This is a genomic window from Pseudomonas sp. AC172, from assembly GCF_979258595.1.
This window is the reverse complement of record NZ_OZ409868.1, coordinates 4,036,134-4,061,446: the sequence shown is the minus strand read 5'-3', so window position 1 is coordinate 4,061,446 and position 25,313 is coordinate 4,036,134. Positions and strand designations below refer to the sequence as shown.

The following is a 25,313-nucleotide window of genomic DNA, read 5'->3' as shown; positions in this document are numbered from 1 at the left end:
CTGGATATCGCTGATCGTTGTGATATTTGCGCGAGGTTTGATAGGGGCGCAATTGAGGTTTATAGCCATCAGTAAGTGTTGATGTGCTTTTTAGGCCGCCTTCGCGAGCTTGCTCGCGAAGGGGCCATCAGCCCATCGATTGTCTTAAGGCTGAAAGGCGCCAATAAAAATCGCCGGATCCACCCGCGCATCATTCAGGCTGATATTCCAGTGCATGTGCGGCCCGGTAGCCCGGCCAGTCGCACCCACCTTGCCGACCACCGCACCACGCGCCAGTTGATCGCCGACCTTCACATCAATCTTCGACATATGGCAGAACATGCTGATAAAGCCTTGCCCATGGTCGACAAACACTGTGTTGCCGTTGAAGAAGTAGTTGCCGGTGAGGATCACCTTGCCCGCCGCCGGGGTCTTGATCGGCGTACCCGCCGGCACGGCAAAGTCGAGGCCGGCGTGGGGATTGCGCTCTTCACCATTGAAGAAACGGCGCACGCCAAACTTGCTCGACAGCGGCCCGTTCACCGGTTTATCCAACAGCAGATTGCTCGGCGTATTCGGGCTGAAGCTGCGATACGCCTTGATTTGCACGGCCAGCTCACCCTCGATGCGCTTGAGGTTCGACTGATCCGGGTTTACTTGCTGCTTGTTCTTCAGGGTGATGTGTTGTTCCGGGTATTTCTTGTTACCGACGGTGAACGGCAGATTACGTCCGCCACTGCTGATCTGCTGCGCACCCGGCTTCACGGTCAACGGTACGCCGACAATCGCCAGCCAGTTGTTCTGCTCTTTGACCACCAGCACTGGTTTGCCCTGGTACGTGGCTTTCGGTGCCTGCGCGGCCGCGCCCAGATCAACCACCGCCACGCCGCCAGGCACTGGCTTGTTCAGCAGCCGGGTGATGTAACTGTCGGCGTGGGCATTGAAGGTCAGGCATAGCAGAAACAGTGGAGCCAGAAAACGCGACATGGATCAGTCCAGTAAAGAAAGGGTGACAGGCGTCAGGTGATTGTCCTCGACGCGCACTTGCAGTTCGCCTTCGCCGAGTTTGGCTTTCAGGCGCTGGCCGGTGTGGGTCTGCGCAGCGCTGCGGATCGCATGGCCGCGCTCATCCAGGAGAATGCTGTAACCGCGGCCAAGCGTTGCCAGCGGGCTGACCACGTGCAGCGTCTGCATCTGGCTGTGCAGTTGCAGGCGACGGCTCTTCAGACCTTCGCGCATGGCCCGGGGCAAGCGTTCGGCGAGGCTGTCGAGGCGCTGGCGCAACATCGCCAGTTGTCGTCCCGGATGTTGCCCGGCGAGGCGGGTTTCCAGGCGGATCAGGCGTTCGCGACGGGTATTGAGATGACGCTCGAAAGCCCGACGCATGCGCATGTCCAGATCATCCAGGCGCTGCGCTTGCTGGCGCAGACGTTCGCCGGGATGGCGCAGACGACGGGCCATGCCTTCCAGACGCAGACGGTCACGCATCAAACGGTCACGCATGCGCATTACCAAACGGCGATGCAGGCTTTCGACCTGACGGATCAGGTGGCTGGAATCGGGAGCGAGCAACTCAGCGGCGGCGGACGGTGTCGGTGCGCGTACGTCAGCGACAAAGTCACTGATCGACACATCGGTTTCATGGCCGACGGCGCTGACAATCGGCGTCACACAGGCATCGACCGCGCGGGCCACGGCTTCTTCGTTGAAGCACCAGAGGTCTTCCAGCGAACCGCCGCCACGGGCGAGGATCAATGCGTCGAAACCACGGGCATCGGCCATTTTCAGGGCGCGGACGATTTGCGCGGTGGCTTCACGGCCCTGCACGGCTGTCGGAATCAACGTCAACTGCACCTGCGGCGCACGGCGGCGGAACACGCTGATGATGTCGCGAATCACCGCGCCGGTTGGCGAGCTGATGATGCCGATGCGCTGCGGATGCGCCGGCAGCGGCACTTTGCGTTCGGCACTGAACAGGCCTTCAGCGCTGAGCTTTTCTTTCAATGCATCGAAGGCCAAGCGCAGCGCGCCGTCACCGGCAGGCTCAACGGTGTCGAGGATCAGTTGATAGTCGCCACGGCCTTCGAACAACGAGACCTTGCCGCGCACCTTCACCGCCAGACCGTCCTTCAGCGCCTGACGCACGCGCGCGGCGTTCTGCCGGAACAGCGCGCAGCGCACCTGTGCGCCGCTGTCCTTGAGGGTGAAATAGATGTGGCCGGACGCCGGGCGGGCGAGGTTGGAGATTTCGCCTTCGACCCAGATGTTGCTGAACACGTCTTCGAGCAACACCCGCGCGCGGCCGTTGAGCTGGCTGACGGTCAGGACTTCACGGTCCAGGCCAAGTCTTGCAAAGGGATCTTTAATCATGGGGCGCAGTTTAAAGGCATTTGCTGATCAATCACCATAAATCCCTGTGGGAGCGAGCTTGCTCGCGAAGGCGTCTTATCCTTCGATACCTTCAGTGGCTGACAGTCCGCTTTCGCGAGCAGGCTCGCTCCCACAGGGGGGATTTGTAAAAGTCTGGAGGAAGTGCTGGATCAGCGGGGTGGGGTTCTGTCGGTAGGCGAGGGCGACGGTGCTTTGGCAGTCGGGATCGGCCAGCGGCAAAAATCGTACACCGGGCGGGGCGATGTCCTGCATCGATTCCGGCAGCAGGGCGATGCCGAACCCGGCCTGAATCAACTGTAACTGTGTGGTCTTGCGCGACATCACCCGCGCCCCTTTCGGGAAGAAACCCTGACGCATGCACAGGTCAGCACACAGATAGCTCAGGCCACCGCGCTGTGGATGCGGAATCGAGATGAACGCTTCGTCCTTCAGTTGGGCCAGGTCGACACGCTCAGCTGCGGCCAACCGATGATCCATGGGAACTGCCAGCAGCAATCGCTCAGTGAACAGCGGCACAATCTGAATACCTTCGCGCTGGCGCAACACGGGCAAGCGCAGCAAGCCAATATCGAGTCGGCCCTCGGCCAACTCTTCAAGTTGCGCTTCCGAAGACAGTTTGCCGATATCCAGCGATACGCCGGGTTGTTGCCGCAGATAGGCGCCGATATCAGCGAGCAAGCGCCCGCTGATCGATACGGTGCTGGAATGGCTGAGGCGCAAGGTGCCGAGCTGGCCATTGCCGACTTCAGTGGCCATGGCGCTGGCTTTGCTCAGCTCATTGAGCAGATTTCTTGCACGCGGCAGAAAAGCTTCACCCGCCGCCGTCAGTCGGGGCTGGCGCGCCGTGCGTTCGAACAGCGATGTTTGCAGGCGCGCCTCCATGTCCTTGATCTGCCGGCTCAGCGCCGATTGCGCAATAAACAGCCGTTCAGCCGCCTCACTGAAACTGCCGCAGTCGGCGATTTCGACGAAGTAACGCAATTGACGGGTGGAGAGCACGAGTCATGCCTTTTCGAGATGAGTAAGCGACGTGGAAGATATTAGTCGCAACGCTCGGCGCTGGCTAAAGTCATCCCAGGCTTATTAAGGAAGAAGACCCATGAGTGTGGCGGGGTTGTTGAGTGAGTGGTCGTGGGGCGCCGAAGGCTGGGTGGTCATTGGGTTGGGCATTGTGCTGGCGTATATCGTCTTCGGTATCGCCGGGTTCGGCACGGCGTTGGTAGCGGGGCCGATCCTGATTCTTTTCATGCCGTTGTCGAAGATCGTACCGTTGCTGGTGCTGCTGGATTTTGTCGCGGCGTTCGGCAACCTGCTGCCGTCGCGACGGGATGTGGCGAAGCCCGAGTTGTTGCGGTTGCTGCCGTGCATGGCGATCGGTTGTACGCTGGGGGTGATTTTCCTGCTCAACCTGAAATCCGATTTATTGCTGCTGTTGATGGGGCTGTTTGTCACCGCTTACGCGATTTACAGCCTGTGGGTGAAAGCGCGGCCGACGCAATTGTCTGCAGCGTGGGCGCTGCCGATGGGCACGGTCGGCGGTTTGTTTGGGGCTTTGTTTGGCAGTGGCGGGTTTCTCTATGCGATCTATCTCAACAGCCGCTTGCCCAAAGACGCGGCCCGGGCCACGCAAAGTGCGCTGATCAGTTGCAGCACGGTGGTGCGTTTGAGTCTGTTTGCCATCGCCGGTGTGTATGCCGAGCTACCCTTGTTGATGCTGGCTCTGTGTTTCTTGCCGGCCATGGCGTTGGGGTTGTGGATCGGGCGGCGGTTGACCATGCGGCTGTCACGCGAGGCGTTCGTGCGTTTGGTGACATGGTTGGTGCTGGCGAGCGGGCTGGCGTTGATCGGGCGCTACCTCAGCACTTGACCGGATTTCGTCAGGGATTAAGCTGCCGGCCTTTAGGGCCTCTTCGCGAGCAGGCTAGCTCCCTCTGTGGGAAATGCATTCCATTGTGGGAGCGAGCCTGCTCGCGAAGGCGTCAGAAGCCATACCGCAGGACTTTCCATGAATTCGCAAAGCATCATCGTCCCGAAAATCTCCACCCTGCCGGTCCACGAACCCCGGGCCCGGGCGATCGTGCGCTGGCTGGTACGCAAGAATATCGTCAAGGAAGAGCTTAGTACCTGCGGCCGCACCGGTAACCGCATGGCTTACGCGATTGCCGATGGCGCCCGTGCCGTGGTGCTGCACCCGCAAGCGTTGCCGTTTGGTGAGCCGATCAACGGCTTGGAAATCGTCACCAAGCGCTGCATCTACACCCCGGCCAAAGGCTTTCTCGAAGAAGCCGGTTGCGCCGAGTGCCGTCGTGAAGTCGGCGAAGCACTGTTCGAAAGCCTTGAAGACTGGTTCCCTGGCCGTACGGACAACTTCACCTGCCCCGAATGCGGGCATGAAGACGACATCAACGGTTTCCTGTATCTGCAGGAATGCGCGTTTTCCAACCTTGGTTTCATCTTCAACAACTGGCTGGAGGCGGGCTTCAAGCAAAGCTTTATCGATGAGTTTGCCGATTGGCTCGATCAACCTGTCTCTTGGGTCAAGGTGGAGCTGTAGGGCCGGGGATCTCCGTATATCAGCAACATTGATATTAAGCTGAGTTTTACATTGAACAGCAGGGGGTGTCTGACTATAATGGCGCGCTTCCATTTTCCCGCTCGGGAGCCCCCGCGATGCTGCGTATCAGCCAAGAAGCTCTGACATTCGACGACATTCTCCTAGTGCCTGGTTATTCCGAGGTGCTTCCTAACGAAGTCAGTCTCAAGACCCGCCTTACCCGTGGCATCGAGCTGAACATTCCTCTGGTTTCTGCTGCAATGGACACCGTTACTGAAGCCCGTCTGGCAATCGCCATGGCTCAGGAAGGTGGCATCGGCATTATCCACAAGAACATGACCATCGAGCAGCAAGCTGCCGAAGTGCGTAAGGTCAAGAAGTTCGAAGCCGGCGTCGTCAAGGATCCGATCACCATCGAGGCAGATGCCACGGTGCGTGACCTGTTCGAATTGACCCGCATGCACAACATTTCCGGCGTTCCGGTTCTGCACGATGGCGACCTGGTCGGCATCGTCACTTCCCGTGACGTGCGTTTCGAAACCCGTCTGGAAGCCACCGTACGTGAAGTGATGACGCCTAAAGAGCGTTTGGTCACCGTGCGTGAAGGCGCCGACAAGAACGAAGTCCGCGAGTTGCTGCACAAGCACCGTCTGGAAAAAGTTCTGATCGTTGATGACAAGTTTGCCCTCAAAGGCATGATGACCGTCAAAGACATCGAAAAAGCCAAAGCCTACCCGCTGGCCAGCAAGGACGATCAAGGTCGTCTGCGCGTGGGCGCTGCTGTCGGTACCGGTAAAGACACCGGTGATCGCGTCGCTGCTCTGGTCAACGCTGGTGTGGACGTCGTGGTAGTCGATACCGCGCACGGCCACTCCAAAGGCGTGATCGACCGTGTTCGCTGGGTCAAAGAGAATTTCCCTGAAGTGCAGGTGATCGGCGGCAACATCGCCACCGGCGCCGCTGCCAAGGCTCTGGCCGAAGCAGGCGCTGACGCAGTCAAGGTCGGTATCGGCCCGGGCTCGATCTGCACCACTCGTATCGTCGCCGGCGTCGGCGTGCCGCAAATCAGTGCCATCGCCAACGTTGCTGCTGCCCTTGAAGGCACTGGCGTTCCGTTGATCGCCGACGGCGGCATCCGTTTCTCTGGTGACCTGTCCAAGGCCATCGTAGCCGGTGCTTCCTGCGTGATGATGGGCTCGATGTTCGCCGGTACCGAAGAAGCGCCGGGCGAAATCGAACTGTTCCAGGGCCGTTCGTACAAGGCTTATCGCGGCATGGGTTCGCTGGGCGCCATGTCCCAGGCCCAGGGTTCTTCCGACCGCTACTTCCAGGACTCCTCGGCAGGCGCCGAGAAACTCGTTCCGGAAGGCATCGAAGGCCGTGTGCCGTACAAAGGCACCCTGAGCGCGATCATTCACCAACTGATGGGCGGTCTGCGTTCCTCGATGGGTTACACCGGCAGCGCCGACATCGAAGAAATGCGCACCAAGCCTGAATTCGTGCGGATCACCGGTGCCGGCATGGCCGAATCCCACGTTCACGACGTGCAGATCACCAAAGAAGCGCCAAACTACCGCGTAGGTTGAGCCTTCAAGCAATAAAGTAAGCAACCGGGGCTGTTTGATTCAGCCCCGAGTTGTTTCTGAATCACGACTGTTTCTGAATGACTTAGACGAGACTGAATCATGGCCCTCGATATTCACGCTCACCGCATCCTGATCCTCGACTTCGGTTCGCAATACACCCAACTGATCGCCCGCCGCGTGCGCGAGATCGGTGTGTACTGCGAACTGCACCCGTTCGACATGGACGAAGATGCGATCCGCGAATTCGCTCCTAAAGGCGTCATCCTCGCCGGCGGCCCCGAGTCCGTGCACGTTGCCGACAGCCCGCGCTGCCCACAGGCAGTGTTCGATCTGGGCGTACCGGTTTTCGGTATCTGCTACGGCATGCAGACCATGGCCGAGCAACTGGGCGGCAAGGTTGAAGGTTCCGAGCTGCGTGAGTTCGGTTACGCCCGCGTCGACGTGGTCGGCAAGAGCCGCCTGCTCGACGGCATCGAAGACCACATCGACGCCGACGGCCTGTTCGGCCTCGACGTGTGGATGAGCCACGGTGACAAGGTCACCAGGATGCCGGAAGACTTCCACGTCCTCGCCAGCACCCCAAGCTGCCCCATCGCCGGCATGTTCAACGACGACCGTGGCTACTACGGCGTGCAGTTCCACCCGGAAGTGACCCACACCAAACAGGGCGGTCGCATTCTGTCGCGCTTTGTTCTCGACATCTGCGGCTGTGAAGCCCTGTGGACGCCGTCGAAGATCGCTGAAGACGCCATCGCCAATATCCGCGCACAAGTCGGCACCGACAACGTGCTGCTGGGGCTGTCCGGCGGCGTTGACTCCTCTGTAGTTGCTGCGCTGCTGCACAAAGCCATTGGCGACCAACTGACCTGCGTCTTCGTCGACAACGGCCTGCTGCGTCTGCACGAAGGCGAGCAAGTGATGGCCATGTTCGCCGAGAACATGGGCGTCAAAGTTATCCGCGCCAACGCTGAAGAGCAGTTCCTGAACAACCTGGCCGGCGAAGCCGACCCGGAGAAGAAGCGCAAGATCATCGGTCGCACCTTCATCGACGTATTCGATGCCCAGTCGAACAAACTGGACAACATCAAGTACCTCGCTCAGGGCACCATCTACCCGGACGTGATCGAGTCGGCTGGCGCGAAAAGCGGCAAGGCCCACGTGATCAAGTCGCACCACAACGTGGGCGGCCTGCCGGAAGAGATGAACCTGAAACTGGTCGAGCCACTGCGCGAACTGTTCAAGGACGAAGTCCGTCGTCTGGGCCTGGAACTGGGCCTGCCGTACGACATGGTCTACCGTCACCCGTTCCCGGGCCCGGGCCTGGGCGTGCGCATCCTCGGTGAAGTGAAAAAGGAATACGCCGACCTGCTGCGTCGCGCTGACCACATCTTCATCGAAGAACTGCGTAAAGCCGACTGGTACCACAAAGTCAGCCAGGCGTTCGTCGTGTTCCAGCCGGTGAAATCGGTTGGCGTGGTCGGCGATGGCCGTCGTTACGCTTGGGTGGTTGCCCTGCGTGCCGTGGAAACCATCGACTTCATGACCGCGCGTTGGGCCCACCTGCCTTACGAACTGCTGGAAACCATCTCCGGCCGCATCATCAATGAAATCGAAGGCATCTCTCGCGTCACCTACGACGTGTCGAGCAAGCCGCCGGCGACCATTGAGTGGGAATGATCCCGCTACAAGTTGATTAACGAAAAACCCTTGGCCTGAAGCCAAGGGTTTTTTCGTTTCATGGCTTGAAAACAGTTAGCCGGGTAAGCGACTTTGCAGGGTCAAGCCGATCTCTATCAGGCGCTGGGATAACGCGCCGATGTCACGGAACATGATGCCGCTGATCCGCGGCATCGACTGTGCCCAGATGTACACCTGACCATCCCCGCGGCGATTCACCATTGTTCGAACAATATTGCCGTCGCTGTTGCGACGCACAAGCGTGAATGCATTCTGCGTTTTTTCGAACATGAACATGCCGTTGCGATTCAGCAGTGCATTCACCGTTGCCTCGGTCCATTGCGGCACAGGTGTTTCGATCTGCACGCGCAGGTCCGCGAATAGAAAGTCCGATGAGTTGCGCGTTGATGCCCCGTTATCAAACGGGCCCCGAGCGACTTCCAGACCCGGGTCAATACTGATGCCGGCCACTTCGGTGGACACCGCTTCTTCGATCCGTAAACCGATGGCGCCCCTGAGTTCGCTGATGCCTGGCAGATTTCTGAAAGTATTGGTGTTCGTTGCCTCGACCAGGGCAACCCATTTGCCTGGTCTGTTGAGGGCTCGTCACCCCACATGATTTGCGAGGCGAGCCGGGCGCGGATCATCTGCTCTTCGATCGAAGTCAGCGGTACCTTCAGTTTGCAGCTATGCGCGAGTTCAAGACCTTGGGTGCGGATGCCATTGGCCTGGGCCGTCTTGATCAGTTCAAGGATGTTGAGTCGGTCATCAGGGTCGGTACCGAGGCTGGACAAGTAGCCTCGAAGATCCTCTGACATCTCTCCTGTCAGGTAAAAGTCGTTGAGTTCTGCCTGGGCAAAATCGCTCAGCAAACCCCGTACGTAAAGTACGTCGATATGCCGTGCGAACGCCGGCATGTTTTCGATCATGAAACGCATGCTGGCGATGCGATCAAGGGATTCGCCGACGACCAGTCCATCGGTATTGGCAAAGATGCGATCAATCAACTCAGCCGTCTGCATCTCGGGATCGATTGGCGGGATGACTGGCCGTGCGGGCAGGTTGGTCCAGTTCAGCTCTGAGTAATACTCTTTGGCCTCGTTTAGCAGGGACGTGCGTCTTTCGCGGAAATAGGCCGCATACGTATCGGCGGTTGATGGTCTATCGCGGTTTGCACTGGAGAGCTCGGCGAAAGTCTCGGGCAGGTTCATTGCCCATCTTTTCATTTTCGCCATGTCGATTCCTGCGATGTCGTTGAGCTGGGTAACCAGACGCAGCGGTCGCGCAACGGGTGAAACCGCTTCGACGAGGGGAAGCTCCGCTGATGGGGTTAAAGACGCCGGGTCCGAGGACGAGGAAAGGTCACTGAGCAGCAAACAGGCCTTGCCCACGCATTGGCCACCTCCGCGGAGACGCAATGCGGGTATGCGTTCCCACTTGCCGCTGCTAGCGAAGCGTACCGGCAACGAGTAAGCGAACTGATTGGGTCGCTCGGGATTGACGATGGCCCAGTCGCCAGCGCCCTCGGAGTCGGCAAAGTAGCGCACGTAGTACGCGGCGCCATCCATTTCGATGGCATAGCCCGGCTCATTGTCCAAGCGGTAAATGCCCTCATATTTGCCTGGCGCTGCCTCTATAGAACGGTTTGCAAGTAACTCGTTGCATCGATATTTGCCAGGAATCTTTGGAAAAGACGAACCTTGGCGCGCAGCAACTGGGGCCAACTGCCGGGTGGATGCGATGGTAGTCTCGGTGGGGATTTCGTTTGTCATCTCAACGGTCGCCTGTGGACTAACCGCTGTGACTGGCGGTTGGTCCAGAGGCGGCAAGAAGGGGGCATCAGGCGAAGTGAACTCGATCAACCCGCGCATTTCTTCAGCTTCGGCAAACTCCACCTGCGGGCCCACTTCAAGTTGCGCGCCAGTGCTGATCAGAAACGGGATGTTGAAGACAATGTCGATCGCATTGAGCACTGCGCCGGTAACACCGGCCTTGCGTTCGGTTGGCGTGGTGCCGTTGATGGCCTGATCGATGTTCAATCCCATGTTCGCGATGCTGGCGCCAATCAAAGGCAACGCCACAGGCCAGCCCACCGCTGCCATCGGGCCGAATACTTTCAGCCCGGCACTCAAATAACCGATCCAGAGTTTTTTGCGCAGGTCGCTGTTGGACGTGAGCACCAAGTGTGCCTCGGCAACCATGCCGGTGCGTGTCGACTCGCTCAACCAAGTGAATGCGTCACCGCTGATCGCGACGCTGCTGCGATTGATCATGCGGTGATCGCTGTGACCCCAGCTGTTCACCAGACGGTTCATCAGATCGGTGAGGTTTTCGCTCATGTGATTGCGATCAGCCAGGGGGAAATGCTGGAGAAACGCCGTGCGTTTGTCCTCTGAATTCATCTGCTCAAGCATCCACCAATGCAGATCCGCCTCATTGTCCATCAAGCGGAATGCGCGGGCTTCGCCTGGCAGGTAAAGGGTCTGGCGGCCACTGTCTTGCACCAGACGCAACACATTGGAGGCTACGTGGCCATCGAGGTCCAGCGTCCGCACTTGTGCACCGACCGGGTGTAACGCTTGCAGCATTGGCAAGGTAACGGGCCAGGTGACGGGCCCGATGACCGAGCCGACGATGCGCTGAAAATCAGTTCCATCAAGGTCACCCTGTTGCAGCGCCTGCACCGCCAGACTGAGAAAATTGCACTTTGCCAGGGCGCGGAAATCATCCGATGAGGTTTGCCAGAATGTCGTCAGTTGACCTGTGTAGCGCGCGCTGAAGTCGACGTCCCAGAACGCCTTCAGCACGTCGCTACCCAACAACCGCACTTCATTGCTCTGATTGAAATTTTCCGCCTCCGGGCCATCCGAGTAGAAACCGCAGTAGAGGCCAAGCAGATCTGCGTTGTCTTGATCGGTCGCACGAAAGCGATGGATCACCAACTGCGTGAGAGTGAGGGTTTCGTAAGGCTTTTCCAGCACATGTTCCCAACCCGTGAAGGTCAATGCGCTGCTTTGCGCCGTTTTGAAACGGTGAAAGTAAATCCGGTCGGGATCGAGGCCGGACAGTCCTTTGTCCGCGAGGATTTCGTTGGCAACTTGACGGGCTGCGTCGTGCAGACTCGGGCAGGTTTGCACGATAGTCGCGGCAATGGCTTTGAGGGCAGTTTTATCCGCTGCGTTTGGCAGGAGGCGTCGTTCGGGAGAGGTCATGCGTTCTTCATCCTTGAGAAACAAAGATTGAGCATGACCGATTCGCTCAAGGGGAGTGCACTAGCTGGCTACCGCAGATTGCGGCCTATTGATAATAGAGTGGGAGTGCGGGAGGAGGACTGTTTGCAGGGCGCTCTTCAGGCGCTAGCGGGCTTCACAAGCGCAGAGGAAGGTTGATGAAAAATGCCCGTCAGTTTTGCTGACGGGCATTTTTTTGTTGTCGGGTTTCCCTTGCTCATGTTTAACCGGAGAGCCTCAATCAGGGATTCGGCTACGCAATATCAGTCCGGTATCGGACAACCGCTGAGACATTTCCTGCAGGTTGGCGAACTCGATGTCATTCACACGCTGCCACGCAGGTCGGTGGAGCGAGACCTTGCCTTCATTCAATCGAGCGATCGGTGTGCGTTGCAGCAAGCCTTGTTTGCTGCGGTGGATCAGTGTGTAGCTGTCGCCTGCTTTTTCGAACAGATACATGCCACGCCTGTATAAAAGATTCTCCAGCGTCTCTTCGCTCCAGGCCAGCTCGGGTGCCTGGACTTTCAAGCGCAAGTCGGCGCGCAGAAGATCCGGATTTCCTTGCCTGACAGTGCCACCGGGCGAGCTGCCGCGTGGGACTTCAATGCCCGGATCGACATCCACACCCAGCTCTGCACCGGCGCCGACTTCATCGATTCGCAGGCCGATTCCTCCCTTCAATTCGCTGATGCCAAGCAGTCCTCTGAAGCTGTTGGTGTTGTGAGCATCCGTCACGACGATCCATTTCTCCGGGCTGTTGAGGTAGACGTCGCCGGTCATGATGTCATTGGTCAGGTAGGTGCTCATCATTTGTTCGTCGACGGAGGGCAGCGGGGTTTTCATTTTGTAGCTCGCCGCGCAGTCGATCGCCTGGACCCGAACCCCGTTCGCTCGCGCAACCTGGACCAGTTCCAGTGGGTTGAATCGACCGCCAGGATCGGTGCCGAGGCTGTTCAGGTAATTGCGTAAATCCACGGTCATCTGGCCGCTGGTGAAGTAGCGGTTCAGTTCAACCTGAGCGAAGTCACTAAGCAACCCGCGCATGTAGAGGGTTTTCGCGTGGCGGGACAGCGCCGGCATGCTTTCAATCAGAAAACGCAGGCTGGCGATGCGATCAAGGGTTTCTCCCACCACCAGCCCTGAAGCACTTTCAAAAATTTCATCGACAAGTTCGGTCAGTGGCATCAGGCGGTTGATCCCGGGTATTGCCGGTCGCGCAGGCTGAATAATCCACGGCAGGTTCCTGAAAAAGCCTCGGGCTGAACTCTGCAAGAGCTGGCGCTTACCGGCGGCGTACAACTCGAACGGGTCATCCATGCCAAAACCGCCGGCCCCATCGGGCTGCAACTGGGCATGGGTTTCGTTGAGGTTCAACGCCCAGGCTTTAAGCGAACGGCGCACAAGCGGGTCGATGTCGTAGGCACTGGTCACCGGACGCGGGGGCCGTGATGTCGGGGGTTGCGGTTCTGCCGCTGGTTGCACGGGCGTCTCCGGTGATGCAGGTTCGAAGGTATCGAGTTCGATATCAGGGGCGCATGGCTTGCCCATGCATTGGCCTCCACCTCTGAGCCCCAGTGCTGACATGCGCTCCCATTCACCTTCGCCATTGAGGCGGATCGGCAAGGCGTGGACGAGCTGGTTGGGACGCTCCGGGTCGACGATTGCCCAGTCGCCACTGCCGCGAGAGTTGGTGAAGTAGCGCACGTAGTACGGCGCGTCATTCATCAGAATGGCATAGGGAGGATCAGAGTCGAGACGGTAGACACCGTGGAATTTCCCGGACTCCTCGCCGAGTGCTGTGCCATCGAGCAGCTCGTTGCATTGATAGCGTTCGGGCACCGGTGGCGGTGGGGCGTTCTGCGCCGGGACCAGCACTGTTTCATCAAGATTCGGCACGGTGATGTCGACATCGTCCGGCACCATGATCTGCGGTGGAGTGTCGGCCTCGGCGTCAGGATTCAAGGCTTCACTGTACTCGGCCATTTCTGCGGCCTCTGCCGCCTCGACCTCGGCGCCAATCTCCAGCATCGGCCCGGTGCCGATCAGCAATGGAAGGTTGAATAACAGGTTGATGCCACTTAGTGCCGCACCCAGCACGCCGGCCTTGCGTTCAGCGTTAGTCTTGCCGTTTTGTGCCTGATCGATATTCAGCCCCATGCTCGCAACGGTGGCACCAATCACCGGCAACGCCAGCGGCCAACCGACAGTGGCCATCGGTCCAAACACCTTGAGTCCCGCACTCAGATAACCGATCCACAGCTTTTTGCGCAGATCACCATTCGATGTCAGGGACAGGTGGGCTTCTGCGAACATTGCCTGGCGGGTCGAGTCGCGCAGCCAACTGAATGCATCATCGGTCAGCACCAGGTTTGTACGGTTGATCAGGTGATGGTCGGCCCGGCCCCAGGTGCCCACCAGCCGATTCATCAGATCAGCGAGGTTTTCAGTCATGTGCTGACGATCAGCGAGGGCAAAATGATCCATAAAGGCTTGGCGACGTTTCGCGTCATTCATTTGATCCAGCAGCCACCAATGCAGGTCGGCAGCGGTTTCCTTGATCACGAACGCATTGGTTTCACTGGGTAGATAGATAACCTGCCGGCCGGCGGGGTCAACGATGCGCAGCAGTTGCGTGGCGACGTGCCCGTCAACGTCGAAGGCGCAAACATCCCCCGTTGGCGTGTGACTCGCTTGCAGCATGCTCAGGGTTATCGGCCAGCTGACAGGCCCCACCACCGTGTCCACCAGCCATTGGAAGTCACTGCCGGTGAGTTGCCCAAGATCCAGAGCCTGTACCGCACGGCTAAGGAAATTGCACTTGGCCAAGGTGCGGAAATCCTCGCCGTGACTGTTCCAGAAGTCCGTCAGAATGGCAGTGTAGTGCCCGCTGAAATCGAGGTTCCAGAACGCATTCAAGACCTCATTGCCATGCAGGCGCACCTGGTTCTTTTCGTCGAAATTCTCAGACTGCGGAGCTTCCGTATAGAAGCCACCGTACAGATCGAGAAGATCGGCGTTGTCCTGGTCGGTGGCGCGAAAACGATGAATCACCAACTGCGTCAGGGTCATCGATTCGTAGGGTTTTTCGCGGAGGTGCTCCCATCCGGTAAACGATCGGGTGCTGCTCTGGGCCGTCTTGAAACGATGAAAATAAACCTGATCCGGATCAAGGCTGGACAGGTCTTTGGCTTCCAGCAGGTCACGGGCCGCTTCATGGGCGGCGTCCTGCAGGCCGGGGCAGTTCTGCACGACGGTATAGGCGATTCGCTTCAGAGCCGCCTTGTCGGCCGCGTTCGGCAGAGAGCTTGGTTGGGTGGCGTACATGCTTTCTCCATCCTTGAGAAATGAAGGCCGAGCATGGCCGATTCGCTCAAGGGGAGTGCACTACATATGTACCGCACATGATCGTTGAAAACGTGCCTGGGTCAGCGCCGTGCCACGTCGGAAAAGTAGAACTTGTCGAGGGTGTGCCGTGATTCGGTGTACTCGAACTGACGACCGTCTTGAAGGAAGGTCTGGTTGCTGACCACGATCACATGGCTCTGGCCGTCGAGGTCCAGGTGCAATTGATCGTCCTTGCTGCGCGGCACCGCTTCGATGGTGCGTTGGGCGTAGGCAATCTGTAACTGCAGGGTCTGTTCGATATGGGCGTAGATCGACTGTTCGGCGATGTCGAGGGACAGGCCGGGAATCACTTCGCTGACGAAATGGTTGATGTCGAGGATGACCCGTTTGCCATCGATCCGCCGCACACGCTTGATCCGGGTGATGAGGCTGCCCGGTTCGGCATGGATGTGCTCAAGCAGGGCGCCTTCGAGCGGGATCTGGCTCAGTTCGACCACTTCGGTGCTGACGTCGTTGCCAAGACGCGGGTAGGTTTCCTGAAAGCTGACGATGCCACCGAGCTGAAATTCGATCGGGTTGGTCGAAAGCACGAAGGTGCCTTTGCCGTGGATTTTCTGCGCAAAGCCGCGCTCCTGAAGCAGTTCGATAGCCTTGCGCACCGTGCCGCGGCTGGCCTGATAGCTGTCCATCAGTTCGGTTTCGGAAGGCAGGCGGGCGCCGCGCTCCAGGCGCTCAGTCGTGATGCTGGCCAGCAGATCGCTATAGATCTGGTTGTATTTGCTCATGGGGAGGCTCGGTGCCGACTGTGCTCAAAGCTTCGAACCTTAAGGCCAGGGTAGGGCTTTGTCCATGTGGACGATGGAAATCACCTTAGGGCTGAGTAGGAAAATTCGTCTTCGGTCTGGCGGGAATATACATAAACAAACTCGTCTGTACGAGTTGTTGCATTAACTCGTACAGACGAGTATTTTTCGCTTCGGCGTGCTGCCAATAACAACAATCCACAGCGGAAGAACAAGCATGAGCCACGACTATCCGAACATTGCCAGGCAATTGCTGCACAGCCTCGGCGGCAGTGACAACCTCGAGCAGGCCGCCCATTGCGTCACGCGGTTGCGACTGGCCCTGAAGGACCCGAGCCTGGTCGACACTGCCACGCTCAATCAGATCGATCTGGTCAAAGGCTCGTTCTTCACCGGCGGCTTGTATCAGGTGGTAATCGGTCCGGGCGAAGTGGAAAAGGTCTATGCCGAACTGCGTCGCCAGACCGGTCTCGCGGCGTCCACCATCGCTGACGTCAAACAGAAAAGCGCCGAAAAGATCAACGCCATGCAGCGGCTGGTGCGGGTGTTTTCCGACGTGTTCATGCCGATCCTGCCGGCGCTGATCATTGCCGGCCTGTTGATGGGCATCAACAATCTGCTCGGCGCCAAAGGCATGTTCATCGAAGGGCAAACCCTGCTCGATGCCTACCCGAAACTCGACGGGCTGTGGAGCCTGATCAACCTGATGGCCAACACCTCGTTCGTGTTTTTGCCGGCGCTGGTGGGCTGGTCGGCGGCCAAACGCTTTGGCGGCAGCGAAATCCTCGGCATTGTGCTCGGCCTGATGCTGGTGCACCCCGATCTGCTCAACGCCTGGAACTACGGCAAGGCCGTGGCCGGGCTGGATGGGCAGCAGTTGCCGTACTTCGACATTCTCGGGTTGTTCCAGGTGGAAAAAGTCGGTTATCAGGGGCAGATCCTGCCGATTCTGCTGGCCGCCTATGTGATGAGCGTCATCGAAAAATGGTTGCGCGCGCGCGTGCCCAACGCCATTCAATTGCTTGTGGTGCCGATCACCACCATCGTCGTTACGGGCGTGCTGGCGCTGGCGGTGATCGGCCCGGTGACTCGCCACATCGGTATCTTCATCACCGAAGGCCTGGTCATGTTGTTTGACCTTGCGCCGATGGTGGGTGGCGCGATTTTCGGCCTGCTGTATGCGCCGCTGGTGATCACCGGCATGCACCACATGTTTCTCGCGGTCGATCTGCAATTGATCTCGACCCAAGGCGGCACTTTTATCTGGCCGATGATCGTCATGTCCAACCTCGCTCAGGGCAGTGATGCATTGGCGGTGTTCTGGATGACCCGTAATGCGCGGGACAAGAGCATGGCATCGACCTCGGCGATTTCCGCCTACTTCGGTATCACCGAGCCAGCGATGTTCGGCGTCAATTTGCGCTACAAGTTTCCGTTTTACGCCGCGTTGACGGGCTCGGCGCTGGGCTGTGTGTTTCTGTCGTTGAACAAGGTTCAGGCCTCGGCCATCGGCGTCGGTGGCCTGCCAGGATTCATCTCGATCATTCCGCAGTACATCCCGATGTTTGTGCTGGGGATGCTGATTGCCATGCTCGTGCCGTTTGTTCTGACCTGTGCATTGAGCATGAAGATTGTCCGGCCCGGTTATCGGGTTGCCTGATCAAGCGCTTTCGCGAGCAAGCTCGCTCCCACAGTTGATCGCATTTCAATGTGGGCGCGAGCTGCACCGACTTATTGAAGGAGTTGTGCCATGCAAGACTGGCAACGTTCGGTGATCTACCAGATTTATCCGAAGAGCTTTCATAGCCACGCCGGCAACCCGACAGGTGATCTGCTCGGTATCGTTGCCAAGCTCGACTACCTGCACTGGCTGGGTGTCGACTGCTTGTGGATCACGCCATTCCTGCGTTCGCCGCAACGCGATAACGGCTACGACATCAGCGATTACTACGCCATCGATCCGAGCTACGGCAGCATGGCCGATTGTGAATTGCTGATCGCTGAAGCGGGCAAGCGCGGGATCAAGCTGATGCTCGACATCGTGGTCAATCACACCTCGATCGAACACGTATGGTTCCAGCAGGCGCGCAGCAGCCTCGACAACCCTTACCGTGATTTCTACATCTGGCGCGATCAGCCAAACAACTGGGAATCCAAATTCGGCGGTTCCGCCTGGGAGTACGAAGCGCAGACCGGTCAGTACTACCTGCATCTGTTCGACCACACCCAGGCCGACCTGAATTGGGACAATCCCGAGGTCCGCGCCGAAGTGTTCCGGATGATGCAGTTCTGGCGGGACAAGGGCGTGGGTGGTTTTCGTCTCGATGTGATCAATCTGATCTCCAAGCCCGAAGACTTTCCGGAGGACCGCAGCGACGGCCGACGCTTTTATACCGACGGACCGAATGTCCACGCGTACTTGCAGCAGATGCACCGCGAAGTCTTCGAAGGGCACGAGCTGATCAATGTCGGCGAGATGTCATCGACCAGCCTCGAACACTGCATTCGTTATTCGAATCCGCAGTCGAAAGAACTGTCGATGACCTTCAACTTTCATCACCTGAAAGTCGATTATCCGAACCTGCAAAAGTGGGTGCGCGCGGATTTCGATTTCCTTCAGCTCAAGGGGATTCTGTCCGACTGGCAGACCGGCATGCAGGCCGGTGGCGGCTGGAACGCGCTGTTCTGGTGTAACCATGATCAACCGCGAGTGGTTTCGCGCTTCGGCCATGACGGCGAGTACCGGGAACTGTCGGCGAAGATGCTCGGCACCGCACTGCACTTTCTGCAGGGCACGCCGTTCGTGTATCAGGGCGAAGAATTGGGCATGACCAATCCGGGGTTCGAGTCGATCGAGCATTATCGCGATGTCGAGACGCTGAACATCTTTCGCCTCAAGCGCGAAGCCGGCAGCAGCGATGCCGACAACATGGCGGCGATCATGCAGAAGTCCCGCGATAACGGCCGTACACCGATGCACTGGGACGCCGGCCCGAACGCCGGTTTCAGTAGCGTCGAACCGTGGATCGGCGTGCCGGCCAATGCCGCGCAGATCAACGTTGCCCACCAGCTCGATGACCCTGAGTCGGTGTTGCATCACTACCGCCGTCTGATCGCGTTACGTCGTCACGAGCCGTTGATCACCGAAGGGCTGTACCGACAATTGCTGGCGGAACATCCGCAAGTCTGGGCGTATGTGCGTGAAGGTGATGCCGAGCGCCTGTTGGTGGTGAACAACTTTTACGGGACACCGTGTGAAGTGGAGTTACCGGCGACGGTCATCAGTGAATCGATGAGCCAGCGACAGTTGATCAGCAATTATCCGGACGGCCCGTTGCGCAAGCGACTTGTGATGTTGCGACCTTACGAGTCATTCGTCGTGCACCTGATCGATCCCTGACATCTAACTAAAAAAACCAGCTTTCAAAAAAACACGCAGAGCACTGCGCGGGGGATTTTTGCGCGCCGAATTCATGCAACCAGACAATAAAAACAATGGGGTGGCTTATGAAAACAACAATAAATCGCAGCCTTGCAGTCGCAGGTTTTTGCCTGGCCTTACCGTCGACGTCACAAGCGCTGGAGTTTGGCGGCTACTTGCGCAGTGGTGTCGGCACGTCGGTCAACAGCAGCGGTCAGTCGTGCTTCCAGTTACCCGGTGCGCAGACCAAATATCGTCTGGGGAACGAATGCGAGCAGTACGGCGAACTCGAGTTGCGCCAGGACCTGTACACCCTCGACGACGGTTCGGTCCTGAGTGTCGACGGCATGGCCTCGCTGTATAACCGCTACGACCGCAGCCCTGCATTCAAAGATGACAATGGCTCGATACGCTTGCCGCAAGCCTACGCACAGTGGTCGGCAATGCCCGCGCTCAATGGCGGTTCTCTGTGGGCCGGGCGCCGTTACTACAAGCGCAATGACATCCATATTTCCGACTTCTACTACTGGAACCAGAGCGCCACCGGGGGCGGGGTCGAAGACGTATTGATCGGCGACCTGAAATACAGCTACGCCTTCTCGCGCAAGGACAACCTGTACCAGAAGGCCTACATCAATCGGCATGACTTCAACGTCGCCGGTTTCAAGACCAACCCGGGCGGTGAGCTGGAGTTCGGCCTGAGCTATATCGACAAGCCCGACAGCCGCGATGCCCACCGAGGCTGGGCGATCACCACGCAACATGTGCAAACGAATTTTTTCGGCGGCAAGAACAAACTGGCGCTGCAATACGGTGAAGGGCCGGGCACCGGGCTGGGTTATACCGGCAACGTCAAACTGGACGACAGCAACAAGAGTTACCGGATCGTCGAGTTTTTCGACTGGCAGGTGACCCCGCGTTTTGGCGGCCAGATCGAGGCGGTGTATCAGAAAGACATTCGTCCGGACGGGGCGGGTCAGAACTGGATTTCCTTGGGTGTCCGGCCTGCCTACGCGCTTAGTGAACAGTTCAAGCTGGTGACCGAGCTGGGTCACGATCAAGTCGAAGCACCGGGCGGCACCCGCAAGCTGAGCAAATTCACGTTTGCCCCGACCTGGTCACCCAAAGGCCCGGAATTCTGGGCGCGTCCCGAGGTGCGTCTGTATTACACGTACGCTACCTGGAACGAGGCGGCGAAACGTGCGGCCAACGAACTGGCGAAAGGCTCGGCATTGTCTGACACCGGCGCTTTCGGCACCGCTCGCCACGGTGCGAATGTCGGATTGCAGGTCGAATACTGGTGGAAATAAGCGATGCTGATGGAGCGTCGCGCTCCATGGGCACTTCAAAGAACAAAACTGCAGGTGACGTCATGGCCACACCCCAACCATTGCAACTGCTGGCTCCCTTGTCCGGTGTCCTGATCGCGCTTGAGCAGGTGCCCGATCCGGTGTTTTCCGGGCGCGTGATCGGCGACGGTCTGTGTATCGACCCGACCTCGTCGACCCTGTGCGCGCCCTTGGCCGGAGTCATCAGCAACGTGCAGGCCAGCGGGCATGCCGTGAGCATCACAGATGACAACGGCGTGCAGGTGTTGATGCACATCGGCCTGGACACGGTGAACCTCGGCGGGCAAGGCTTTACTCACCTGGTCGAAGAGGGACAGCGGGTTGTGGCCGGACAGGCGCTGATCCAGTTTGACGCCGATCACATTGCCCGACATGCGCGCAGCCTTATGACGTTGATGCTGGTGGTCAGCGCTGAGCCGTTTACCTGGCTCGTCGCGTCGAGCGGACAGGTCGAAAGCGGTCAGCCGTTGCTTGAATTAGCCAGCACGCAGGCACTCAGCGAGGAAACAGTGGCGTCAGAGGGGCAGGCTGTTTTCTCGCAACCATTGAAACTGCCCAACCCCAATGGTCTGCACGCGCGCCCGGCGGCAGTGTTCGCGCAAGCGGCGAAGGACTTCACGGCAAAGATTTACCTGCATAAGCAGCAGGCTCAAGCCAACGCCAAATCCCTGGTGGCGATCATGGCGTTACAGACCGCGTTTAACGACAGTGTGCAGCTCAGTGCGGTGGGCGAAGACGCTGACGCTGCCATTGAAGCGTTGACCCGTTTACTGGTCGAGGGCTGCGGTGAAACGGTGACGGCGGTGGCCCCCGTAGAAATCACCACCATCGATACGCTGACGCTTCTGCGGGGCATCTGTGCGTCACCCGGTTCGGCATTAGGCCAAGTGGTGCAGATCAGCGAACCGGTCTTCGACGTCAGCGAATTCGGCGGCGGAGCGGACGTCGAGCGCGAAGCCCTCGCCAATGCCCTGATCGAAGCCGATCTGGCCTTGCAGCATTTGTGTGATACCGCTGGTGGTGAAGCCGAAGCCGAGATATTCAAAGCTCATCAGGAACTGCTCGAAGATCCGGGTCTGCTCGATCAGGCGCAAGCGTTGATCGACGAGGGCAAAAGCGCGGCCTTCGCCTGGCGCGCCGCCACTGAAGAAACCGCGATCATGTTTCGCCAACTCGGCAGTGCACTTCTGGCCGAACGGGCGGCTGACCTGACCGATGTCGGGCGCCGCGTGCTCAAGCTGCTTCTTGGGATTGGCGATCAGGCGCTGGAGCTGCCGCAAGGGTGCATTCTGATTGCCGATCAACTGACGCCGTCGCAGACCGCCGCTATCGATACCGGCAAGGTACTGGGTTTCGCTACGGTAGGGGGCGGCGCGACCAGTCACGTGGCGATTCTCGCCCGCGCCTGTGGTCTGCCATCGATCTGCGGGGTGCCGGTGCAAATGCTCGCGCTGAGCAATGGCACTCAAGTATTGCTTGAGGCCGACAAGGGCGAGCTGCATGTGCATCCGGACTCAGCGGCGATCAAACAATGGCAAGCACGCCACGCGCAACAGCGCCAACGCCACGAGCATGAACTGGCCAACGCAACGCTCGCCGCGCGAACCCGTGACGGCCATCACGTCGAGGTGTCGGCCAACGTCGCCTCATTGTCTGAAACCGAGCAGGCCATGGCTTTGGGAGGCGCGGGCGTCGGCCTGCTGCGTTCGGAATTTCTCTATCTGGGGCGCAATCACGCGCCGAGCCATGACGAGCAGGTTGCCACCTACGGCGCCATCGCCCGCTGCGTGGGACCTGCGCATAATCTGGTGGTGCGCACCCTCGATGTCGGCGGCGACAAACCGCTGGCCTATGTGCCGATGGACAGCGAAACCAATCCGTTCCTCGGCGTGCGCGGCATTCGTTTGTGTCTGGAGCGCCCGCAGTTATTGCGTGAACAGTTCCGCGCCATGCTCGGCTGCGGCGAGCTGACGCGTTTGCACATCATGTTGCCGATGGTCACGCAGCTGTCGGAGCTGCGCCTGGCACGGCAGATGCTCGACGAAGAAATAGTGGCGCTGGGGCTAACGCAACGGCCGAAACTGGGGATCATGATCGAAGTGCCGGCGGCGGCGCTGATGGCGGATCTGTTTGCGCCGCTGGTGGATTTCTTCTCGATCGGCACCAATGACCTGACGCAATACACCTTGGCCATGGATCGCGATCACCCGCGCCTGGCCAGTCAGGCGGACAGTTTTCATCCCTCGGTATTGCGCCTGATCGCCATGACCGTGAAGGCCGCACACGCCCATGGCAAATGGGTCGGTGTGTGCGGGGCGATGGCCTCTGAACGCCTGGCGGTGCCGCTGTTGCTGGGGTTGGGTGTGGATGAGCTGTCGGTGAGCGTGCCGATGATTGCGCCGGTCAAGGCAACGGTGCGTGAGCTTGCGCTCGCGGACTGTCAGGTCATCGCCCAACAGGTGCTCGGTCTGGAAAGTGCCGGGCAGGTGCGCGAGGCGTTGCAGCTGTTTCACGAGGCAACCGTCGATACTTTACGGGTTCTGGAGAACTGAAGATGTTCGATCAATTGCAGAAGGCATTCTGGAAAGCCTTGACCCCGGATCTGGTCGCGGACACACCGATAGCAGCGGCCGATCCGACCGACGGATTGAGCGTCGATATCGTCGCGGCGCTGGGCGGTGTGGATAACCTGAAGTCGCAGCAACCGCTGGCGTTGACGCGGGTGCGGGTGGTGTTGCGTGATGTGTCGCACATGGACCAGCACGCGTTAAGCGCCGCCGGTGTCTTGGGCGTGATGCCCTTGGCGGAAGGCGTGGTGCACCTGATTACCGGGCTGCGATCTTAAGTCGGCAGGTGATGTGCGGCCTCAGGTCGCCCTTACTGTTTCTCAACCGCAGGTGTATCGTATTCGCCTTTTGCAGGCCTCAGGGCCTGTCGCTGATACGTGAGGTAGTTGAGTTCATGTCCTTTACCCGTCGCCAAATCCTCGGTGGCCTTTCCGGTCTTGTTGTCGTTGGCGTTGGTGCGGGGGGCGCGTCGCGTTATTGGCTCGGCAAAATGGCCGACGCCGAGGCGGGCCACGACTATGAACTGATCGCCGCACCGCTGGACGTCGAATTGGTGCCGGGGCACAAGACCGAGGCCTGGGCATTCGGTCCGTCGGCGCCGGGTACCGAGTTACGGGTGCGTCAGGGCGAATGGCTGCGGGTGCGCTTCATCAACCACTTGCCGGTGGCGACCACCATTCACTGGCACGGCATTCGTCTGCCGCTGGAGATGGACGGTGTGCCGTACGTGTCGCAACTGCCGGTGCTGCCGGGGGAGTACTTCGATTACAAGTTCCGCGTGCCGGATGCTGGCAGCTACTGGTATCACCCGCACGTCAGCAGCAGCGAAGAACTCGGGCGCGGACTGGTCGGGCCACTGATTATCGAAGAGCGTGAGCCGACCGGTTTCCGGTACGAAAAGACCCTGAGCCTGAAAAACTGGCACATCGATGACGAAGGCAACTTCGTCGAATTCAGCATTCCCCGTGAAGCGGCACGCGGCGGCACGGCGGGGCGGTTGTCGACCATCAACGGCGTGCCGACCCCGGTGATCGAACTGCCGGCCGGGCAGATCACCCGGGTGCGTTTGCTCAATCTCGATAACACCCTGACTTATCGCATCAACATTCCCGGTGTTGAAGCGCAGATCTATGCGCTGGACGGTAATCCGGTCGAGCCGCGCCCGTTGGGCAAGGAGTACTGGCTCGGCCCAGGCATGCGCATTTGCCTGGCGATCAAGGCGCCGGCGGCAGGCGAGGAATTGTCGCTGCGCAACGGCCCGGTTCGTCTCGGCACCCTGCGTTCGGTGGCCAATACCGATGCGCCGACGGACTGGCCGAAAGCACTGCCGGCCAACCCGGTGGCTGAGCCGGACCTGGCCAATGCCGAGAAACTCAACTTCAATTTCGAATGGGTCGGCTCGGTGTCGGTCAACGTCGACAACGGCAGGCCGCCGAGCCTGTGGCAGATCAACGGCAAGGCCTGGGACATCACCGACAAAACCTGTGCCGACCGACCGATTGCCAGCCTGAAACTGGGGCAGAGCTACATCTTCGAATTGAAGAACATGACCCAGTATCAGCACCCGATCCACCTGCACGGGATGAGTTTCAAGGTGATCGCATCGAACCGGCACAAGATCATTCCGTACTTCACCGACACTTATTTGTTGGGCAAGAACGAGCGCGCGCAAGTGGCGCTGGTGGCCGATAATCCGGGGGTGTGGATGTTCCACTGCCACGTGATCGACCATATGGAAACCGGCCTGATGGCCGCCATCGAGGTGAAGTGATGCGCCAGATTCGCCCTGCCGCGATCATCGACCGCAGCCATGACCGCGACTTCATGCGCGCAGCCCTGAAACTCGCCGCGCAAGGCGCGGCGCTGGGTGAAGTGCCGGTGGGCGCGGTGCTGGTGCAGGACGGCGAGATCATCGGTCGCGGTTTCAACTGCCCGATCAGCACCAGCGACCCGAGTGCCCACGCTGAAATGGTCGCCATTCGCGAGGCCGCACAGGCCGTGGATAACTATCGTCTGCCTGGCAGCACGCTGTATGTGACGCTGGAACCGTGCAGCATGTGCGCCGGGCTGATCGTGCATTCGCGGGTGGCGCGGGTGGTGTATGGCGCGCTGGAGCCGAAGGCGGGGATTGTACAGAGTCAGGGGCAGTTTTTTACCCAGGGCTTTTTGAACCACCGGGTGTTGTATGAGGGCGGGGTGTTGGCGGAGGAGTGTGGCGCGGTGTTGACCGAATTCTTCCGCGCCCGAAGAGCAAAAAGCCCCTCACCCTAACCCTCTCCCAGAGGGAGAGGGGACTGACCGGATTGGATGGGCGAGGTCAGCCGACCTGAGATACCGAGTCGAACTCAAGTTTTGAAAAGCTCAACGATCAGCTCCCTCTCCTTGGGGAGAGGGCAGGGGTGAGGGGTGGC

The 25,313-nt window shown here is 59.2% G+C and carries 18 protein-coding genes; 11 read left to right on the top strand and 7 right to left on the bottom strand.

The features are described 5' to 3' along the window. Positions 1-144: 144 nt before the first annotated feature. The 3 genes from ACZ0A4_RS18180 to ACZ0A4_RS18170 form a co-directional block, all read right to left on the bottom strand. On the bottom strand, positions 145-966 hold the full coding sequence (locus ACZ0A4_RS18180; RefSeq protein ID WP_463575871.1) for a peptidoglycan DD-metalloendopeptidase family protein: 822 nt from the start codon (positions 964-966) through the stop codon (positions 145-147). Between the two features lie 3 nt (positions 967-969). Beyond that, complete coding sequence (gene xseA, locus ACZ0A4_RS18175) at positions 970-2,349, bottom strand: exodeoxyribonuclease VII large subunit (protein ID WP_463575869.1); 1,380 nt, start codon at positions 2,347-2,349, stop codon at positions 970-972. 75 nt (positions 2,350-2,424) lie between these two features. Beyond that, positions 2,425-3,369: a LysR family transcriptional regulator gene (locus ACZ0A4_RS18170; RefSeq protein ID WP_463575868.1), complete on the bottom strand. Its 945-nt coding sequence runs from the start codon at positions 3,367-3,369 to the stop codon at positions 2,425-2,427. Positions 3,370-3,469: 100 nt separating this feature from the next. On the opposite strand from ACZ0A4_RS18170, the gene ACZ0A4_RS18165 reads away from it, so the two are divergent. The 4 genes from ACZ0A4_RS18165 to guaA all read left to right on the top strand — a co-directional run bounded on the left by ACZ0A4_RS18165 (position 3,470) and on the right by guaA (position 8,187). After that, positions 3,470-4,237 (top strand): sulfite exporter TauE/SafE family protein, encoded by a 768-nt coding sequence (locus ACZ0A4_RS18165; RefSeq protein ID WP_463575867.1) that lies wholly within the window; start codon positions 3,470-3,472, stop codon positions 4,235-4,237. 138 nt (positions 4,238-4,375) lie between these two features. Continuing rightward, positions 4,376-4,924 carry a sugar ABC transporter ATPase gene (locus ACZ0A4_RS18160; RefSeq protein WP_258675921.1) on the top strand — a complete coding sequence of 183 codons (549 nt, stop codon included), beginning with the start codon at positions 4,376-4,378 and terminating at the stop codon, positions 4,922-4,924. Between the two features lie 116 nt (positions 4,925-5,040). Then, a complete protein-coding gene (gene guaB / locus ACZ0A4_RS18155; protein WP_463575866.1) occupies positions 5,041-6,510 on the top strand; it encodes an IMP dehydrogenase in 1,470 nt (489 codons plus the stop codon). 99 nt (positions 6,511-6,609) lie between these two features. Next, positions 6,610-8,187 (top strand): glutamine-hydrolyzing GMP synthase, encoded by a 1,578-nt coding sequence (gene guaA / locus ACZ0A4_RS18150; RefSeq protein WP_463575865.1) that lies wholly within the window; start codon positions 6,610-6,612, stop codon positions 8,185-8,187. A 75-nt stretch (positions 8,188-8,262) separates the two neighbouring features. Here guaA and ACZ0A4_RS18145 read toward each other — a convergent pair whose 3' ends face one another. From ACZ0A4_RS18145 to treR, 4 genes are all read right to left on the bottom strand, one after another. Further along, a complete protein-coding gene (locus ACZ0A4_RS18145) occupies positions 8,263-8,553 on the bottom strand; it encodes a hypothetical protein (protein ID WP_463575863.1) in 291 nt (96 codons plus the stop codon). Then, the gene (locus ACZ0A4_RS18140; protein ID WP_463575862.1) at positions 8,508-11,399 is read right to left on the bottom strand and encodes a membrane-targeted effector domain-containing toxin; all 2,892 of its coding nucleotides are present in this window, start codon (positions 11,397-11,399) and stop codon (positions 8,508-8,510) included. Before ACZ0A4_RS18140 ends, ACZ0A4_RS18145 begins: the two co-directional genes overlap by 46 nt. Positions 11,400-11,654: 255 nt before the next feature. Further along, positions 11,655-14,741, bottom strand: a complete 3,087-nt coding sequence (locus tag ACZ0A4_RS18135) for a membrane-targeted effector domain-containing toxin (protein WP_463575861.1) — start codon at positions 14,739-14,741, stop codon at positions 11,655-11,657. 101 nt (positions 14,742-14,842) lie between these two features. Next, positions 14,843-15,547 carry a trehalose operon repressor gene (treR, locus tag ACZ0A4_RS18130; RefSeq protein WP_034156275.1) on the bottom strand — a complete coding sequence of 235 codons (705 nt, stop codon included), beginning with the start codon at positions 15,545-15,547 and terminating at the stop codon, positions 14,843-14,845. A 235-nt stretch (positions 15,548-15,782) separates the two neighbouring features. On the opposite strand from treR, the gene treP reads away from it, so the two are divergent. The 7 genes from treP (at position 15,783) to tadA (ending at position 25,173) form a co-directional block, all read left to right on the top strand. Further along, a complete protein-coding gene (treP, locus tag ACZ0A4_RS18125; RefSeq protein WP_463575860.1) occupies positions 15,783-17,225 on the top strand; it encodes a PTS system trehalose-specific EIIBC component in 1,443 nt (480 codons plus the stop codon). Positions 17,226-17,315: 90 nt separating this feature from the next. Then, complete coding sequence (gene treC / locus ACZ0A4_RS18120; protein WP_463575858.1) at positions 17,316-18,965, top strand: alpha,alpha-phosphotrehalase; 1,650 nt, start codon at positions 17,316-17,318, stop codon at positions 18,963-18,965. A 107-nt stretch (positions 18,966-19,072) separates the two neighbouring features. Beyond that, positions 19,073-20,296, top strand: a complete 1,224-nt coding sequence (locus ACZ0A4_RS18115) for a carbohydrate porin (protein ID WP_463575857.1) — start codon at positions 19,073-19,075, stop codon at positions 20,294-20,296. A gap of 62 nt (positions 20,297-20,358) precedes the next feature. Then, on the top strand, positions 20,359-22,887 hold the full coding sequence (gene ptsP, locus ACZ0A4_RS18110) for a phosphoenolpyruvate--protein phosphotransferase (RefSeq protein WP_463575856.1): 2,529 nt from the start codon (positions 20,359-20,361) through the stop codon (positions 22,885-22,887). 2 nt (positions 22,888-22,889) lie between these two features. Next, complete coding sequence (locus tag ACZ0A4_RS18105; RefSeq protein WP_463575855.1) at positions 22,890-23,180, top strand: PTS transporter subunit EIIB; 291 nt, start codon at positions 22,890-22,892, stop codon at positions 23,178-23,180. A gap of 116 nt (positions 23,181-23,296) precedes the next feature. Further along, complete coding sequence (locus ACZ0A4_RS18100) at positions 23,297-24,673, top strand: multicopper oxidase family protein (RefSeq protein WP_463575853.1); 1,377 nt, start codon at positions 23,297-23,299, stop codon at positions 24,671-24,673. Next, positions 24,673-25,173, top strand: coding sequence for a tRNA adenosine(34) deaminase TadA (gene tadA / locus ACZ0A4_RS18095; RefSeq protein ID WP_463575852.1), 501 nt, complete (start codon positions 24,673-24,675; stop codon positions 25,171-25,173). Before ACZ0A4_RS18100 ends, tadA begins: the two co-directional genes overlap by 1 nt. Positions 25,174-25,313: the final 140 nt, after the last annotated feature.